Annotated in this window: 16 protein-coding genes and 2 other annotated features; of the genes, 10 read left to right on the plus strand and 6 right to left on the minus strand. The window is 36.2% G+C overall.

Annotated elements, in window-relative coordinates; all coding sequences use genetic code 11:
- Positions 1-166: 166 nt before the first annotated feature.
- Entirely contained in the window at positions 167-1,183 is a 1,017-nt protein-coding gene (locus A9178_RS13810; protein WP_068676259.1) for a D-alanyl-D-alanine carboxypeptidase family protein, read from the plus strand.
- Between the two features lie 332 nt (positions 1,184-1,515).
- On the opposite strand, the gene A9178_RS13815 is transcribed toward A9178_RS13810, so the two are convergent.
- A complete protein-coding gene (locus A9178_RS13815; RefSeq protein ID WP_068676261.1) occupies positions 1,516-1,974 on the minus strand; it encodes a DUF2269 family protein in 459 nt (152 codons plus the stop codon).
- Between the two features lie 307 nt (positions 1,975-2,281).
- Between A9178_RS13815 and A9178_RS13820 the strand changes: the two genes are divergently transcribed.
- The 8 genes from A9178_RS13820 (at position 2,282) to trpA (ending at position 10,444) form a co-directional block, all read left to right on the plus strand.
- Positions 2,282-2,842, plus strand: a complete 561-nt coding sequence (locus tag A9178_RS13820; protein ID WP_068676263.1) for a nitroreductase family protein — start codon at positions 2,282-2,284, stop codon at positions 2,840-2,842.
- Between the two features lie 284 nt (positions 2,843-3,126).
- Positions 3,127-3,534, plus strand: a binding site (T-box leader).
- A gap of 28 nt (positions 3,535-3,562) precedes the next feature.
- Positions 3,563-3,821, plus strand: a binding site (T-box leader).
- 77 nt (positions 3,822-3,898) lie between these two features.
- Positions 3,899-5,302, plus strand: a complete 1,404-nt coding sequence (gene trpE / locus A9178_RS13825) for an anthranilate synthase component I (RefSeq protein ID WP_068676265.1) — start codon at positions 3,899-3,901, stop codon at positions 5,300-5,302.
- Positions 5,286-5,861 carry an anthranilate synthase component II gene (locus tag A9178_RS13830; RefSeq protein WP_068676267.1) on the plus strand — a complete coding sequence of 192 codons (576 nt, stop codon included), beginning with the start codon at positions 5,286-5,288 and terminating at the stop codon, positions 5,859-5,861. The genes trpE and A9178_RS13830 overlap by 17 nt, the downstream gene beginning before the upstream one ends.
- A 13-nt stretch (positions 5,862-5,874) precedes the next feature.
- Entirely contained in the window at positions 5,875-6,918 is a 1,044-nt protein-coding gene (gene trpD / locus A9178_RS13835) for an anthranilate phosphoribosyltransferase (RefSeq protein ID WP_068676269.1), read from the plus strand.
- 131 nt (positions 6,919-7,049) lie between these two features.
- Positions 7,050-7,835: an indole-3-glycerol phosphate synthase TrpC gene (gene trpC / locus A9178_RS13840; RefSeq protein WP_068676271.1), complete on the plus strand. Its 786-nt coding sequence runs from the start codon at positions 7,050-7,052 to the stop codon at positions 7,833-7,835.
- Between the two features lie 3 nt (positions 7,836-7,838).
- Positions 7,839-8,477: a phosphoribosylanthranilate isomerase gene (locus A9178_RS13845; RefSeq protein WP_068676273.1), complete on the plus strand. Its 639-nt coding sequence runs from the start codon at positions 7,839-7,841 to the stop codon at positions 8,475-8,477.
- Positions 8,455-9,651, plus strand: a complete 1,197-nt coding sequence (gene trpB / locus A9178_RS13850; RefSeq protein ID WP_068676275.1) for a tryptophan synthase subunit beta — start codon at positions 8,455-8,457, stop codon at positions 9,649-9,651. The genes A9178_RS13845 and trpB overlap by 23 nt, the downstream gene beginning before the upstream one ends.
- 1 nt (position 9,652) lies before the next feature.
- Positions 9,653-10,444 (plus strand): tryptophan synthase subunit alpha, encoded by a 792-nt coding sequence (gene trpA / locus A9178_RS13855; RefSeq protein ID WP_068676277.1) that lies wholly within the window; start codon positions 9,653-9,655, stop codon positions 10,442-10,444.
- Between the two features lie 68 nt (positions 10,445-10,512).
- Here trpA and A9178_RS13860 read toward each other — a convergent pair whose 3' ends face one another.
- Positions 10,513-10,722, minus strand: coding sequence for a heavy-metal-associated domain-containing protein (locus A9178_RS13860; RefSeq protein WP_068676279.1), 210 nt, complete (start codon positions 10,720-10,722; stop codon positions 10,513-10,515).
- Between the two features lie 89 nt (positions 10,723-10,811).
- On the minus strand, positions 10,812-12,707 hold the full coding sequence (locus tag A9178_RS13865) for a heavy metal translocating P-type ATPase (RefSeq protein WP_068676281.1): 1,896 nt from the start codon (positions 12,705-12,707) through the stop codon (positions 10,812-10,814).
- 327 nt (positions 12,708-13,034) lie between these two features.
- Between A9178_RS13865 and A9178_RS13870 the strand changes: the two genes are divergently transcribed.
- Positions 13,035-13,373, plus strand: coding sequence for a thioredoxin family protein (locus A9178_RS13870; RefSeq protein ID WP_068676283.1), 339 nt, complete (start codon positions 13,035-13,037; stop codon positions 13,371-13,373).
- 15 nt (positions 13,374-13,388) lie between these two features.
- Here the strand turns inward: A9178_RS13870 and A9178_RS13875 are convergent, their stop codons facing one another.
- Genes A9178_RS13875 through A9178_RS13885 form a run of 3 tightly spaced genes read right to left on the minus strand, consistent with a single transcriptional unit; the run spans position 13,389 to position 16,113 of the window.
- Positions 13,389-14,567: a hypothetical protein gene (locus A9178_RS13875; protein WP_068676285.1), complete on the minus strand. Its 1,179-nt coding sequence runs from the start codon at positions 14,565-14,567 to the stop codon at positions 13,389-13,391.
- A gap of 14 nt (positions 14,568-14,581) precedes the next feature.
- The gene (locus tag A9178_RS13880; protein ID WP_068676287.1) at positions 14,582-15,427 is read right to left on the minus strand and encodes a hypothetical protein; all 846 of its coding nucleotides are present in this window, start codon (positions 15,425-15,427) and stop codon (positions 14,582-14,584) included.
- Positions 15,424-16,113, minus strand: a complete 690-nt coding sequence (locus A9178_RS13885; RefSeq protein WP_068676289.1) for an ATP-binding cassette domain-containing protein — start codon at positions 16,111-16,113, stop codon at positions 15,424-15,426. The genes A9178_RS13880 and A9178_RS13885 overlap by 4 nt, the downstream gene beginning before the upstream one ends.
- Between the last annotated feature and the right edge of the window lie 8 nt (positions 16,114-16,121).

Consider the following 16,121-nt stretch of genomic DNA (forward strand, 5'->3'; position numbering starts at 1 on the left):
TAGTTTGGTGAATGCCAAGTTGCACTTAAGGGAATATGGAGTTTTTAACTTCCTTAATTGCAAAAACATTCCAGGACCTTTAATCAATCATTTTTTAAAATTGCTATTGTTGCACCATACCTTCTGTGAGAAAATAAAGTGAAACTTATTAAAAGGAGAAGCTATTATGTTTAATAACAAAGCTTTATTATTCTCTATTATATTAATTGTTTTTCTTTCCGCATGCTCTTCTGCTTCTAATACAGAAATAAATGATCCAAATAATGAAGCTATCGAAACATCAACAAATAATAGTGAGGAATCTATTATTTCTGCTCCAGATGCATTTCTTCAAAAGATGGATGAAGGTGAACAAGTAGAACTGCTCCAGCAAGCTTTAAACAAAGCAGGATATGATATAGAAGTGAACGGTATTTATGACGAGGCCACTACTTGGGCAATTACAGATTTTCAATTACAAAATGATGAGCTTATGGCCGTTGGGGTTTATGATAAAAACACGAGACAGGTTATTAACCTATTTTTAGAAGATAATAAAACGATAGAACCTGGAAAAGAATTACCTTTTGTTGAGGAAGCCGTTTCTGATGATTTAGATACAAAGATTTTATCCAATCCGTACGATGTGTTAGCGATTGTTAATAAAGAATTTGCTTTACCAGAAAACTATGAACCTGAAGATTTAGTAACACCAAATGTTCGCTTTCCTTTTACGGAGGAATTGCCAAAAAAACAAATGCGCAAAGTTGCAGCAGATGCCTTAGAAAAAATGTTTGAAGCAGCTGACAAAGAGAATCTTGAATTATTCGCTCAATCTGGCTATCGTTCTTATGATCGACAAAAAGCCATTTTTGCTTCTAATGTAGAAAAACACGGAGAAAAAGAAGCGAATGTATTTAGTGCACGCCCTGGAGAAAGTGAACATCAATCTGGACTAACAATGGACGTTACTAGTCCAGAGGTTAATTTTGATTTAATTGTTGAATTTGGTGAAACAGCTGAAGGTAAATGGATAAAGGAACACGCCTCAGAATATGGTTTTATTATCCGCTACCCTGAAGGAAAAGAAGAAATTACAAAATATCAATATGAACCTTGGCACTTACGATATGTTGGGGAAAAAGCCGCAAAAGAAATAATGGAAAATAATTTAACTTTAGAAGAATATATTTTAAAAAATTAAAGAGGTTGAGACATAACTAAAAAATTTAACCTAAAAGACGAATAATGCACTATTTAAGCGTAGGAAATATACGTAGACTCCTACGGGAGGAAAGGCCTAGGTGAGACTACGTAGGGCAATAGCCCGGAGTAGGCTCAACAGCCGCCCGCGGCAAGGTAGACACTGCGAGGTCTTTTCGAGCAGATGTCGCCCCTGTACTGGATGTGAAAGCGAAGTATATTTCCGAAGCGATTATTCGCTCAATCATGTTAGGATTTCATGTGGTTAAAAAACTTTTGTCCCAGCCTCTTCTTTTAAAAGCGTGTGTTCATAATGGACCTATTGAACATCCTCTAAAACGGTTTTAATATCATCAGTGCAATAATGATAAGAAAAATAATATTTTCAATATGTTCTACAAAGAAAAGTTTTTTGGATAGTTGATTATATTCTTCTGGAATGTCTTCCTCTTTATATTCCCGAAGTAGTTCTTTTATAGGTTTTGATCTGGATTTAAGCAAAGTTGGTCCAAAAGCTAACGCAACTAAAAATAGAAATAGACTGCTTACATACCATCCTTGAGAAAACCAATACGTATTCAAAAACCCCATCCATATTCCAGTAATAAGCAGTAAGGTTCCTCCTACCATTGTTATAATATGCAATTTATTACGAATAGCAAAGGAATGCCTTAATTCCGTCATATTACTAGGGTTTGAGCGTGTCACCACAAAGCTCATTACAAAACCAGGCCCCATACCTAAAATAGCAGAAAAAATATGGAGAAACACAAGAAATTCATAGAACGTCATATTCTTACCTCCTACCTATGCCTATTTTACACCAAAAGACTATAGACAAGGTTGTGATTCTTATCACATCTCTCCTAAATATTTAATATATGGATAGTAGCAAGTGTTATAAAGAAGACTTGGTTTAGGTGGAGTTTTAACTCCACCTAAAACTTAGTCGCCCTTATTTCGGAGCTTGGCGGCACATATCTTCCGCCTGTAAAGGCAGGAGTTGTAGTAACGCCGCGTAGTTAAACGGGCATTATTTGCTTTTGCTAATGTATTTGAGTAAAATCTATGGTTAATGAACTCACTAGGGGGAAATAAAATGGAGAAAGAAAATGCATTGCTTCATATCATTCGTGAACGCCGCGCAATTAAAAAGGGATATACAGATAAGAAAGTAACAGAAGAAGTTGTTCGAGATTTATTAGACTCTGCAATCTGGGCGCCCACCCACGGGATGCGTCAGCCTTGGAGATTTATTTTTGTTGGCGAGGATGAATTGCCTACTTTTGCCAAGGAAGTTGCATCAACGTATCCAGAAGAGCGTAGACAGAATCGTGAAGATTATTTAAATGAGCCAAATGCAATCCTTGTTGCTATTATGGAAGACTCAGAAATCGAAAAAACAAGGGATGAAAACTTCGGCGCAATTGCATCCATGATTCAAAATTTCTGGTTATTAGCTTGGGAAAAGCAACTTGGTGTAGTTTGGAAAACAAATCCACATATCTATGATCCAAAGGTGAAAGAATTGCTCCACGTTGAAGATAATGAAAAAATTGTCGGGTTTATTCATTTAGGATATTTTGACCAAGCACCAGAAAAGAAAGAACGAATCTCTTTAAATGAAAAGTTTATTCGTTTTAACGAATTAAAAAAATAAAGCTGAGGGTTGCCTTAGCTTTATTTTTTATCCACAGTTAGAAATAAGTTAAATATTATCCACATTATCCACAAAATTACTCACAACTATCCACATATTACTGTGCATTATTATTTACTTTTATTATTATGATATTCCTATTTACCCACAACACTTTAATTTATGTGGATAATTATATGGTGATAACTTAATACTATAAAGAAAAAAAGATGTACGGAAAGAATTTTCAAACAACTATTGACAATTAAGATAATTTATTCTAAGATAAGCACAATCAATTAAATTATTAAGCAATGACGAAGAAGAGTAATCTATACTGACTCTTAAGAGAGCTGGTGGTTGGTGTGAACCAGTGTGATCATGTAGATGAATGGGCTTCCGAGCTTCCAAACCGAACCGAATTGACCGCAGTAGGCTTTGGCGATTTCGTCTCATCGTTACCCGAGACAATACAAAAGTTATAGTGCGTGTTCAAAAAGGAGGATGAAAAGGACCGAGCAGTTCGAGGCGGCGTAGTTTTGAGTACCGGAACGTATGCAATTAATACGTGAGGAACGGAAAAGCAAGCCAACGAAGAAATGCGAAGTGTCATTTTCACCGGACTTTTTGAACAACCTTTTATATTAACTTTGTATTGCTAAAGTTGAGCTACTTAGCTAATAAAGGTGGTACCGCGGTCCTTCGTCCTTTTAGGATGTGGGGCCTTTTTGTATTTAAATAATAAAATTGTTGAATAAGAGTAGTAAGCAAAATCATCGTGAAATAGAGAACTGGTGCCGGTGGAAATCCAGTACACGATCTTTGCTGAATGGACTTATGAGAGGTTTCCTGAAAGAAAGTGAATGTTCAAAAGAAGTCATTGGACTCTTTGAACAACCTTTAAAGTAGGGAAACACGTAATTCCGACGTTACACGGAAAGAGTGGAAAAGAGAGCTTCTTTTCAACTGGGGTGGCACCGCGACCAAATTCGTCCTCAGGTAAACATTACGAGTTGTTTACCTGAGGATTTTTTTATTTTAAGAGGTTGTTCAACGCGCATTTTAAATTAGAAAGGAATGACTAAATTGAGTACACCTACTTATAAATTAATAAAAATAAAAGCTAATTCCTTAACACCTACTGATATTTACAGAAAATTAACCGGGAAAAGAAAGTTTCTACTGGAGAGCACATTTCAACATGAAAAGAAAGGGAAATATTCGTTCATAGGAGAAAATCCTTACGAAGAAATTATCGGATATCACGGTCAAACAACTATCATCAATTATGATTCTCACTCACAAAAAGAAGTAGCACAAAATGCTCTAACCTATTTAAAAAATCATCTACCAAAATTAGATTTCCCTATTACCCTCCCCTTCTATGGCGGAGCAGTTGGTTACGCTGGATATGATGCCATTCGTCAGTTTGAAAATATTGGTGAAACATTACCAGACAATCGGAGCATGCCAGACATCCATTTTATGGTTTTTCGAAATACTATTATCTTTGACCATAACAATGATGAGATCTATCTTATTACGATTAACACGAAAGATGAGTCTGACTTTGTACTTGATAAGCGTTTAGAGACATTAAAGGAAAAGTTATATAGGAAAGTTAATATTAACGGAGCGAATGATGCTCCAATGAATTTTACACCAGAAATTACGAAAGAGGCTTTCATAGAAAAAGTAAACATAGCAAAAGAACATATCCAAAAGGGAGAGATTTTCCAAGTAGTATTATCCCAACGCTTGGTTGCTGATGTGGAAGGAGATGCTTTTATATTTTATAAAAAATTAAGAGAAGCGAATCCATCCCCTTATATGTTTTACATTGACTTTGAGGACTACCTACTTTTAGGCGCTTCACCAGAAAGCCTTGTACAAACACAAGGCGATGAAATAATAACAAATCCAATAGCTGGAACAAGGGCTCGTGGGAAAACCGCTCAGGAAGATATGGACTTAATGAAAGAACTACTTGAAGATGAAAAGGAAATTGCGGAACACAAAATGTTAGTGGACTTGAGTCGAAATGACCTTGGACGCGTCTGTGAAGCTGGCACGATTTCGATTCCCACTTATATGACAATAGAAAAATACCAACATGTCATGCATATTGTTTCTGAGGTGAAAGGAAAATTAAAAGCCAATTATTCTAGTATCGATGCATTAATTTCATGTTTACCTGCAGGCACTGTTTCCGGAGCGCCCAAAATCCGTGCCATGCAAATTATTAATGAATTAGAAGAAAAGAAACGTGGGGCATATGCAGGTGGCATTGGATTTATCAATTTTAATCATGACATTAACATTGCACTAGCTATTCGCTCACTTATTGTAAAAGACAATAAGGCTTACTTGCAAGCTGGGGCTGGAATCGTATTCGACTCTAATCCCGAATTGGAATATGAAGAAACATTAAATAAAGCCAGATCCTTAATGGAGGTGAGTAAGTATGATTTTGTTAATTGATAACTATGATTCTTTCACCTATAACTTATACCAGTATTTCTCAGAAGCTGACGTCGAAGTAATAGTGGTTAGAAATGATGTCATTACAGTACTTGAGATTGAAAAAATGAATCCTGAGGCCATTATCATATCACCTGGTCCTGGATTACCTAAACAAGCTGGAAATTGTCTTGAAATCATCCAACACTTTTATAAATTGATACCGATTTTGGGAATTTGTTTAGGACATCAAGCAATTACAGAAGCTTTTGGAGGTTCATTAAGAACTGCAAAAGAAATAAAGCATGGAAAAACATCTTTAATCACACACAATGGAAATGGGATTTTTAACCAGCTACCTAATCCTTTAGAGGTCATGCGATATCATTCTTACGTTTCACATGAGCTTTCAGATGAATTAGAACTAGTTTCCGTTTCAATTGAAGATGACGAAATAATGGCAATTAAACATAAGGAATATCCTGTTTTTGGAGTTCAATTTCATCCTGAATCGATTGGTACTAAAACAGGGAAATCAATGATTCTTAACTTTTTAGAGGAAATTCAAAAAGTCCGGTAAAGGAGACTATTCAATGAAAAGCTATTTAGAAAAGTTAATTAATCGTGTGGATTTAACACTTGAAGAAATGAAAGAAGTAACAGAATACTGTTTAACAGAAACCGTAACGGATTCAGAAATTGCCGCACTTTTAACGTCCCTACACAGTAAAGGGGAAACTGCGGAAGAAATTGCGGGGATTGTAGAAGTTATTCGTTCCAAATCAACTTTCCATACAGCACCAATCCCAGATGCAATTGATAATTGTGGGACAGGTGGAGACAAATCATTCAGCTTCAATATAAGCACAACATCTGCCTTTGTTCTAGCTGGTGCTGGAATTACGGTTGCTAAACACGGAAACCGAAGTATCACGAGTAAATCCGGGAGTGCGGATGTGCTAGAAGCATTAGGCGTCTCCCTAAGCTTAACCAAAGACCATGTGGAGGAGCTACTTCACGAGAATAAAATTGCATTTTTATTTGCACCAAATGTCCACGGGGCGTTAAGACCATTTACAAAAGTGCGAAAAGATTTAGGTATCCGAACTGTCTTTAATGTTATTGGCCCATTAACGAATCCAATTCCATTAGATACACAGCTTCTAGGTGTATACAACAAAGAGTTATTACCTGTTCTTACTGAGTCATTAAAAAAATTAGGCCGGCGTCGTGCTGTTGTTATTAATGGTGCTGGAAATGTAGATGAAGCAACATTATCCGGGGAAAACAACCTTATGGTCTTACATGAAGGACATATTGAAAGACTCACCTTAACCCCTGAAAGTGTTGGATTACCCACCTATACGAAAGAAGATATTATGGGCGGCGATGCTAAACAAAATGCGGATATTTTATTAAGTGTTTTACAAGGAAAAAAAGGCGCTTATTATGACACGATTCTTCTTAATGCAGGAATCGGCATTTTTACAAATGGAAAAGCAGAAACCATTCAAGATGGAATTGAGTTGGCAAGAGAAAGTATCGATTCAGGAGCAGCTTTAGAAAAATTAGAACGACTCATACAATATAGTAAGAAAAGATCAGGCGCCCGTTTAGCGACGTACGGACTGGACTGAGCCGCAGGAGATAAAGGAAACACGACGAACGGAGTGAGTCGATGTTGACTTATCGTACGGAGGTGAAGGAAGTCTCGCTAGTCGCTGGGCGCTGGAGCTAGACAAAAAAAATTCCAAGCGGGGTGTATTAAATGACTATTCTAGATAAAATTTTAAGAGAAAAGGAAAAAGAAATACAAAAATATTTTAAACAAACGTTTGATTCAATGGAATATGAACCTACTATTTCATTTAAGGAAAAAGTTCAATCATCTGATTCCATGTGTGTCATCTCAGAAATTAAACGCTCCTCCCCTTCAAAAGGAAATATTAATATGGAGGTCAATCCTGTTCAGCAAGCTAAGCAATATGAAGCTTCAGGAGCCACAGCTATTTCTGTCTTAACCGATCCGGCGTTCTTTAATGGAACAATGGATGATTTACGAGAAGTAAGGAAAGCAGTCAACCTCCCTATTTTGTGTAAGGACTTTATTATAGATACGATTCAAATAGACCGCGCTAAGGCAGCGGGTACAAATATTATTCTTTTAATTGTTGCTGCACTGGATGATACAAATTTGGAAAAACTTTATCACTATGCAAAGGGCTTAGATTTAGAAATTCTCGTCGAAGTGCATAATCAAGAAGAAATGGAACGTGCGTTAAAGTTAAATCCAGAAATTATCGGGATTAATAACCGAAACTTAAAAACATTTGAAGTTAATATAGCTACTACCGAAGAGCTAGCATCAATGGTAACCAATCCTGACACTATTCTAATCAGCGAAAGTGGCATGAAAACACAAAAAGATGTCATTCGCGCGAGAGATGCTGGTGCAAAGGTAATTTTAGTCGGAGAAACACTAATGTCAGCCGATAATATCGATGAAGCATTCCAAGAATTAAAAGTTCCCCTCCTATTGAAAGGGGCTAAATAATTCATGCTTGTTAAAATATGTGGCATCCAAACAAAAACCGCTGCAGAAGTTGCCGTTAAGAGCGGGGCAGATTTTATTGGCTTCGTTTTTGCTAAAAGTAAGCGAAAGATAGAACCGGAAGCAGCTGCTACAATTGCTGAATCCATTCCTGACTATGTGAAAAAAGTTGGGGTGTTCGTTAATGAATCCATCGATAGAATGATAGAAATCGCTGAAATAGTCGGGCTAGATTATATCCAACTACATGGAGATGAAACAGCTGATATCGCACGTAAACTTCCATATAAAGTGATTAAGGCCTTTGCCGTTGAACCTAAAAACATTTTTACTATTTCCGATTATCCTTGTGATTTTTACCTATTAGATAGTCCTAAGGGAAAGTATCGTGGTGGAAATGGAAAAACATTTAATTGGAAATTAATACATCAACTTACGATAGATTCGAGTAAAGTTTTAGTTGCAGGTGGACTATCTAGTGAAAATGTTCAAGAAGCGATAACTCTAGTCAATCCTGCTGGTGTCGATGTATCAAGTGGAGTTGAAACAGACGGCGTTAAAGATTATAAAAAGATAAAACAATTTATTCAGCTAGTAAAGCAAACTGGAAAGGATGAGAACATTGACAACTTACACCATGCCTGATAACAAAGGACGTTACGGAGAATTCGGAGGACAGTTTGTACCAGAATTATTAATGCCTGCTTTAATTGAATTAGAAAAAGCCTATGAGGAAGCTATGGTTGATCCTTCTTTTACAGAGGAATTAGATTACTATTTAAAACAATATGTCGGAAGAGAGACACCCTTATATTTTGCGGAACAACTTTCCAAACAACTAGGTGGTCCAAAGATATTTTTAAAACGAGAAGATCTAAATCATACTGGAGCACATAAAATCAATAACACGATTGGGCAGGCATTACTGACTCTAAGAATGGGTAAGAAAAAAGTGGTTGCAGAGACCGGTGCTGGACAGCATGGAGTTGCAACTGCTACTGTTTGTGCTCTTCTCGGACTTGATTGTATCGTATTTATGGGTGCAGAAGATATTAAACGTCAAAAGCTAAATGTATTTCGTATGGAATTACTAGGTGCAGAAGTACGTAGTGTTTCACAAGGTAGTTCCACCTTAAAGGATGCAACCAATGAAGCATTACGCTACTGGGCTAGTCATGTGAATGATACACATTATATTCTTGGGTCAGCTGTTGGACCGCATCCATTCCCTAAGATTGTCCGTGACTTACAATCTGTTATCGGTAAAGAAACGAAGCTCCAAATTATCGAACAAACCGGGAAGTTACCTGACGCTGTTGTAGCTTGTGTTGGCGGTGGTAGTAATTCCATCGGCATGTTTCACCCATTTATTGAAGACGAAAAGGTAAAACTATATGGGGTAGAAGCTGCTGGATTAGGAGTAGAGACAAATGATCACGCAGCTTCATTAACAAAAGGAAAACTCGGAATCTTTCACGGCACTTTATCTCACCTACTACAAGATGAAAACGGCCAAGTAAAAGAAGCATTTTCTATCTCAGCAGGATTAGATTATCCAGGAATCGGACCAGAACACAGTCATCTACACGATACAAAACGGGCAACCTACAAACCAATTACAGACGAGGAAGCACTAAAGGCATTTCAATTTTTATCTAAAACGGAAGGTATTATCCCAGCTTTAGAGAGTTCTCATGCTGTTGCACTTGCAATGAAGCTAGCAAAGGAAATGAGTGCTAAAGAAACACTAGTAATCTGCCTTTCAGGTCGTGGGGACAAAGACGTTGAACAAGTAAAATCTAGATTGGAGGCAGAATAAGATGGGGAGTCTTAAACTAGAACAAGTATTACAACAAAAACAAGCAGCCAATCAAAATTTGTTCGTACCTTATATTATGGCTGGTGATGGTGGTTTAGATATTTTGGAAGAAAGAATTAACTTTTTACAAGAAAGTGGAGCTTCGGCAATTGAATTAGGTATCCCTTTTTCCGACCCAATTGCTGACGGCCCAACCATACAAGAAGCAGGAATTCGTGCTTTAGCTAACGGAACGTCATTAAAATCTATTTTAGAGTTTTTAAAATCTACGAAGGAAGACCGCTCCATTCCGATTATTTTAATGACCTACGTAAATCCAATCTACCATTATGGAATGGAACAATTTGCTGAGGACTGTGCAGACTCTGGGGTGGACGGTATAATCATTCCTGATGTTCCCATGGAAGAAGAAGGACCGATTGCTACTCACTTATCAAACGAGAAAATAGCCTTTATTCGCCTTGCTGCAATGACTAGTCCTGAGGTAAGATTAAAAGAAATCGCTCGTAAATCAGAAGGTTTCCTTTATGCTGTAGCTGTGATGGGGACTACAGGTGTTAGAAGTTCCCACAGTGACAATGTTAAGGGCTATTTAGAGAACCTAAAAAAATATAGCTCCGTTCCAGTATTAGCAGGATTCGGTGTATCTAGTGTAGAACAAGCACATGAGCTAAGTTCCCATTGTGATGGGGTTATCGTCGGAAGTAAAATTGTAGATCTTTTATATCAGGGCAAACATGATGAGGTTAGAAATTTGATTCAAAGTAGTGTTAATTCTAAAGTTCAAGTTTAAACGTATAACTGAGAAAGCAGGTAGAAATAGTTCTACCTGCTTTCTGTATTCAACTACATGACAAGTATTTAATTTAATGCTGGATACCCTAACTTTTCAATCGTTTCTTTAATCTCCTCCACTTTTACTGATTCTTCATTAAAAGTTGCTTTTACCTTGCTTGAGTTAAACATAACTTTTACTTCTTCTACACCATTCATTTTACCTAGTCTAGTTTCAATCTTTTTAATACAAGATGGACAAGTTAATGGCTCTAATTGTAATTTTATTGTTTTCATATATATCTCTCCTTTGTTTTATTCTACCTTTATTATAAAGTGCTTATTGTTTCCTTTCCTTGACCTAAGTCAAATTTTGAAAGTTTACCTTATACTTCTGCCACTTGCACTTGTCGCTCCCTTTCGATATTTCTATGATTAAAACGAATGAGACGCATGGCATTTAAAATAACTAATAGGACACTTGCTTCATGAATGAACATTCCTGATGCTAGATGTACGGATCCCGCTAATACTCCGGCTAATAGAACAAACACAGTACCTACCGCGAAAAATGTATTTTGTTTCATATTACGAATGGTAGCTTTAGATAAAGAGTATGCATGGGAAAATTGCATTAGTTTATCCGCCATTAAGACAACATCCGCAGTTTCCATCGATACATCTGTACCACCTTCTCCCATCGCCAAACCAATATCTGCTGTAGCAATCGCAGGGGCATCATTAATTCCATCTCCAGCCATCGCAACAACATGTCCTTCTTCCTTTAATTTCTTAACCCATTCCACTTTATTTTCTGGAAGTAATTCTGCATGGAATTCATCTAATCCTAATTTTTTCGCAACTAGTTCTGCTGTGTGTTTGTTATCCCCTGTAAGCATGATCATTTTCTTAATTCCATTTTTGCGCATCCTGGTTAATGCTTCTACCGCATCTTCGCGAATTTGGTCAGCGATAGAAAAGATTCCAACAATCTTCCCGTCAATAGCTGCAAAGATAGCTGTATTCCCTAATTTTTCTCGTTCAATGGCATACGCGCTTACCTCGTCCTTTATATGGATTCCGTCTGCATCCATTAATTTTTTATTACCTATTGATAAATGATTGACTCCTATCGTTACATGAATACCATTTCCTTTCATAACTTCAACATTTGTCGGTTTAATGGACAGTTCCATACCTTTTTCGTTTGCTTTTTTTACAATCGTTCTACCTAAATGATGTTCAGAAACAGTTTCTGCCTGAGCAACTAATCGTAATACATCCTCTTCCTCATATTCACCAAATACTTTAATATCTGTTACTTCCGGCTTTCCTTTTGTTAATGTACCAGTTTTATCAAATACAATGGTATCCACTTTGGAGAACTTATCCATTACTTCTCCACCTTTTACAAGAACACCATTTTTAGCGCCATTACCAATTCCCGCGACGTTAGATACTGGGGCACCAATAACTAAAGCACCTGGACAGGCAACGACTAAGAAAGTAATCGCTATGTGTAAATCCCTTGTGATGAGGTACACAAGTACAGACAGAATAACAACTGCAGGTGTATATACATTGGCAAACTTATCAAGGAATTTCTCTGTTTTGGATTTAGAATCCTGTGCTTCTTCCATTAGCTCAATAATTTTAGCAAAAGTTGTGTCATCTCCAACCTTCTCTGCTATTATCTCCATGTATCCACTATCCACAATTGTTCCACTAAAGACCTTATCATCCTTACTTTTCATTTTTGGTACAGACTCTCCAGTAACTGCCGCTTCATTTAAAGACGCTTGCCCAGAAATGACACTTCCATCAACCGGTACCTTCCCACCAGAGCGAATAATGACGTGATCCCCTACTTCTACCTTGTCAATTTCAACTGTAACTTCTTCCCCACCTCTCCAAACAACCGCTTCTTGAGGAGCCATATCGATTAGCTCTTTTAACGATGAACGTGTTTTCTGTAATGTACGTGCTTCGAGATAGTCACCGAATAAAAATAAGAATGTAACAACTGCGGACTCAACATATTCACCGATAAACAATGCTCCAATTACAGCGATTGCAACGAGTAGTTCAATACTAAACACCTTCATTCGCAAAGCTTGAAATGCCTTTATGAAAATTGGAATTCCTGCTATCACTGTGGTGATAAGTAATGCTGCTTGTTTTAAAACGGTCAAATCCATAAAATGCGTAACTAACGCTAATACTAATAAGAAACCTGCAATTGCTGTAATATGATTTTTAAATTTGTTTATCTTTAATAACATGAAACCTCACCTTCCCTTTCTCTTCTTTCTAGTTCAATCATAAATCAGATGAGGGAAAAAGAACTTGACACCGGTCAAGTTTAGAGAGGTATTTTTATATTCATAAAAAAAAAAAAAACGGGAAAGCCAAGAAAATCTGGCCTTCCCAATATGAGAACGAATCATGGATCAAAGGAAATTACATTCTAAACAAATTCTTGTCTAGATGTACTATATTTATATTCATTTAAAAACTGCTTGTATAGTTTGTCTCCCCTAAGATATACGTACAATTTCCATTAAATCATATAGATTGATATACTAAATTCTAACGAATGAGGTGAAGAAATGGGGGAATTTGAAAATTTAACTAGTTTGGATAAGGTTGATACATTTATTCAAAGCTCCGAATTATCCTTTATATATATTTCAAAAAACAACTGTAGTGTTTGTCATGGACTTCTTCCTCAAGTACAAAATCTAATGAAAAAATACCCAAACATTACATTAGGTCATGTGAATGTAGATACGGTAGGAGAAATTGCCGGTCGATTTAATATTTTTACAGTTCCAGTGCTATTACTCTTTGTTAACGGCAAAGAGTATATAAGGGAAGCACGAATTGTTCATATGGATTTATTAGAACAAAAAATAGATAAAATATACAAAAATGTGGTTGGTCCATAACCAACCACATCCCCTTTATTCAAAAGCTAGGTCATTTAAATCTAGGTATACATTTTCCAATTCTCTGTCTGCGCTCAATTTTCCTTCATAAACTAGCTTTCCAGTCTTTTCGTCTAACACAAACAAGTTGTTTCCTTCTTCACTTGAATTAGGGATAAATATTTTTCCATCATGGAAAATCACGTTTGTATTTCCTTCATTTAGATTTAATGTAGTCGGAACTTCAATCGTATTTAATTCCCCATCATCCATTTGATAACGAATAAACTCAAATCCACTTTTCGTTTTATTCAAGAAATAAACGACCCCTCCATGAACATATGCAGTTTTCTCCACAAATAATCGTTCATTCGGTAAATTCATCTCTTTTAATTCATTTGTCTCGAAATGATAAGCGAAATAATCGGAACCATCCGCTTCAAATCCATATTCTTTTTCTTTCATATGATCCAATCGGAAGACAAAATAGTCCTCTTTTCCGATTTCCATATCATTATTTACTTCAATTAACTCAGTCCATCCTTTATCGGAATGATCTACTTTATTTTCATAAATGATTTCATCACCAATTAAGGACCCATTTTCTATATTAATACGGTATACATGGAAACCCTCTTCTGTTTCAGATTCATTTGGATTATGCGTATAGAAGTTTCGTGTAGTGATGATAACTTCCTTTTCATCCGCTTGAACATCTACCACATTCATATAGTTAATGTTATTTTTAGGTATCTCCACTTGAAAGTCTGTCGTTTCATTGACTTCTTTATCCAACATTTCGATTCTAAAACCTATGTCAGATTCTATACCTAATGACCCTGCATAGATTAACCGTTTATCATCCTCAAAGAAAGCTGATGAACCCTCATTTTTTCCACGCATGAATTTGCGATAATCTGATTGTAATCTTCTTATCGTTGAGTCTTGGAAAACTTCTGTTAAATAATCAAAATAAGAAAGTTCACTTTGATAAATAGTATCTTCGGATGTAATCTTAACATTTTCCCCAATCTCTTTGTAGTTATCAAAATAGTTTCCCATAAATGTTAAGCCATTCACGACATCCTCATCACCGCCCACCTTCTCTAAATGAAATTCTGGGTAATCAGAATTAGCAAAGGCATTTTGAATATAATAGGTTCCAATACCCAAGATAACAATTGCCGCAAGTACAATTACTTTCCAATAACGCATTTATCTCGCCTCCTTTACACCGTTACTTTACGATTTAGAAGATAATGACTAACCCAAATCGAAATCCCTGTTACAATAATGCCTAAAATAACTTCTATAATGAATAATTCCTCTGGATAAAAATAGCCAAATTCAGAAAACACCATTTCTAAACTAGATGGTAATAAAAAGATAACTAGTGCAATAATACAGTAAACTACACCAAAGATAATTCCTTTTATGCGATAACTTCTTTCAAAGAGAATGGCAGTAAACAATGTAAATACCGTCATAAAGCCAATTCCGTAATGGGCAAAAAATTGAACTAAGCTATTAGGTAGAAGCATTTGTAAACTTGCGAATCCATTAGAACTATTAATTACCTCCCTTATAGTCATATCCACTCGTAAATCTAAGGGCACAATCGTCTGAAATATGATATTTTCAATTGGTAGAAGGATTAATTGAATGCTTACTAAGCCTAAAACCATTAAGAAAATAGCACTTGCTTTTGCTAACAAAATGTTAATTCTTGCTGTCGGGAGCATTAGTAAACGATAGATAAACGTGTTTTTTCCAAACCAATCACGGTACCAAATAAAGAAGCAGTAAAAGATTAAAGCTGCTGCACTCAATCCCACTGGTAAGATAAACCAACCAGAAATCAGAATACGAGACATGGTTAACGGCCAATACATTTCTAAAAATTGGGTTAAGCTCATAGATCCCTCAAACATCTCTCTGTTTGCCATGTCCATAAATTGGTTGGATTCCACAATAACACCAACTATTTGTGAAATGATAACAATCCCAATTAAAGTTAAATAGATCTTCATAAATCGCTTCAACTCAAAATCAACTAACTTTACATAGTTTCTCATCTCTGATAAACCTCCCTCATTACATCCACGACGGACTTCCCTTCCAATTCCCGAACTTCTTCTGTACGAAATTCCCTTAACACTTTTCCATCATCAAGAAGTACGGCTTTATCAATTAAATGTTCAATGTCATTGATTTCATGTGTTGTAATAATGACCCCACGATCCTCTACTAAATGACTGGTGAATACTTCCGTAATCTGTTCCCTACTAAAAATATCAATTCCCGAAAATGGTTCATCCATTAATAAATAATCCACATCAAGCCCAAGACCCAGTAACAGATTGACCTTTGCTGTGTTTCCCTTTGATAAGCTCGATATTTTCTCTTCTTCTTTCAAACGAAAAAATGAAAGTAACTCTTTAGCACGTTCTTCATTCCAACTTTTATAAAAGTCCTTCATAAACTGTAACGCTTCACCTATCTTCATTTGTGGAAGCATCGTAATAGCATCAGGAATAAACGTAATCTTTTCATACGTCTCTTTTGTTAACCTTTCGCTATCAATTAATATTTCCCCACCTTTTATCGGGGTGAGATTCATAATAGCATTCATAATTGTCGTTTTCCCCGCGCCATTTATTCCGATTAAACAAGTGATTTCTCCCTTGTTAGCTGTAAACGAAACTCCCTTAAGTACTTTTTTCAGCCCAAAGTTTTTCTTAATATCCTTTACCTCAATCATATTCCTAC

The organism is Oceanobacillus sp. Castelsardo (assembly GCF_001659985.1).
Classification (GTDB): domain Bacteria; phylum Bacillota; class Bacilli; order Bacillales; family Amphibacillaceae; genus Oceanobacillus.

Excerpts from the sequence above, each read along its gene's own strand:
- A9178_RS13865 (WP_068676281.1), bottom strand. The coding sequence starts at position 12,707 with ATGTTATTAAAGATAAACAAATTTAAAAATCATATTACAGCAATTGCA.
- A9178_RS13815 (WP_068676261.1), bottom strand. The coding sequence starts at position 1,974 with ATGACGTTCTATGAATTTCTTGTGTTTCTCCATATTTTTTCTGCTATT.
- trpE (WP_068676265.1), top strand. The coding sequence starts at position 3,899 with ATGACTAAATTGAGTACACCTACTTATAAATTAATAAAAATAAAAGCT.
- A9178_RS13860 (WP_068676279.1), bottom strand. The coding sequence starts at position 10,722 with ATGAAAACAATAAAATTACAATTAGAGCCATTAACTTGTCCATCTTGT.
- A9178_RS13845 (WP_068676273.1), top strand. The coding sequence starts at position 7,839 with ATGCTTGTTAAAATATGTGGCATCCAAACAAAAACCGCTGCAGAAGTT.
- A9178_RS13810 (WP_068676259.1), top strand. The coding sequence starts at position 167 with ATGTTTAATAACAAAGCTTTATTATTCTCTATTATATTAATTGTTTTT.
- trpC (WP_068676271.1), top strand. The coding sequence starts at position 7,050 with ATGACTATTCTAGATAAAATTTTAAGAGAAAAGGAAAAAGAAATACAA.
- A9178_RS13830 (WP_068676267.1), top strand. The coding sequence starts at position 5,286 with ATGATTTTGTTAATTGATAACTATGATTCTTTCACCTATAACTTATAC.
- A9178_RS13880 (WP_068676287.1), bottom strand. The coding sequence starts at position 15,427 with ATGAGAAACTATGTAAAGTTAGTTGATTTTGAGTTGAAGCGATTTATG.
- A9178_RS13820 (WP_068676263.1), top strand. The coding sequence starts at position 2,282 with ATGGAGAAAGAAAATGCATTGCTTCATATCATTCGTGAACGCCGCGCA.
- trpA (WP_068676277.1), top strand. The coding sequence starts at position 9,653 with ATGGGGAGTCTTAAACTAGAACAAGTATTACAACAAAAACAAGCAGCC.
- A9178_RS13885 (WP_068676289.1), bottom strand. The coding sequence starts at position 16,113 with ATGATTGAGGTAAAGGATATTAAGAAAAACTTTGGGCTGAAAAAAGTA.
- trpD (WP_068676269.1), top strand. The coding sequence starts at position 5,875 with ATGAAAAGCTATTTAGAAAAGTTAATTAATCGTGTGGATTTAACACTT.
- A9178_RS13870 (WP_068676283.1), top strand. The coding sequence starts at position 13,035 with ATGGGGGAATTTGAAAATTTAACTAGTTTGGATAAGGTTGATACATTT.
- A9178_RS13875 (WP_068676285.1), bottom strand. The coding sequence starts at position 14,567 with ATGCGTTATTGGAAAGTAATTGTACTTGCGGCAATTGTTATCTTGGGT.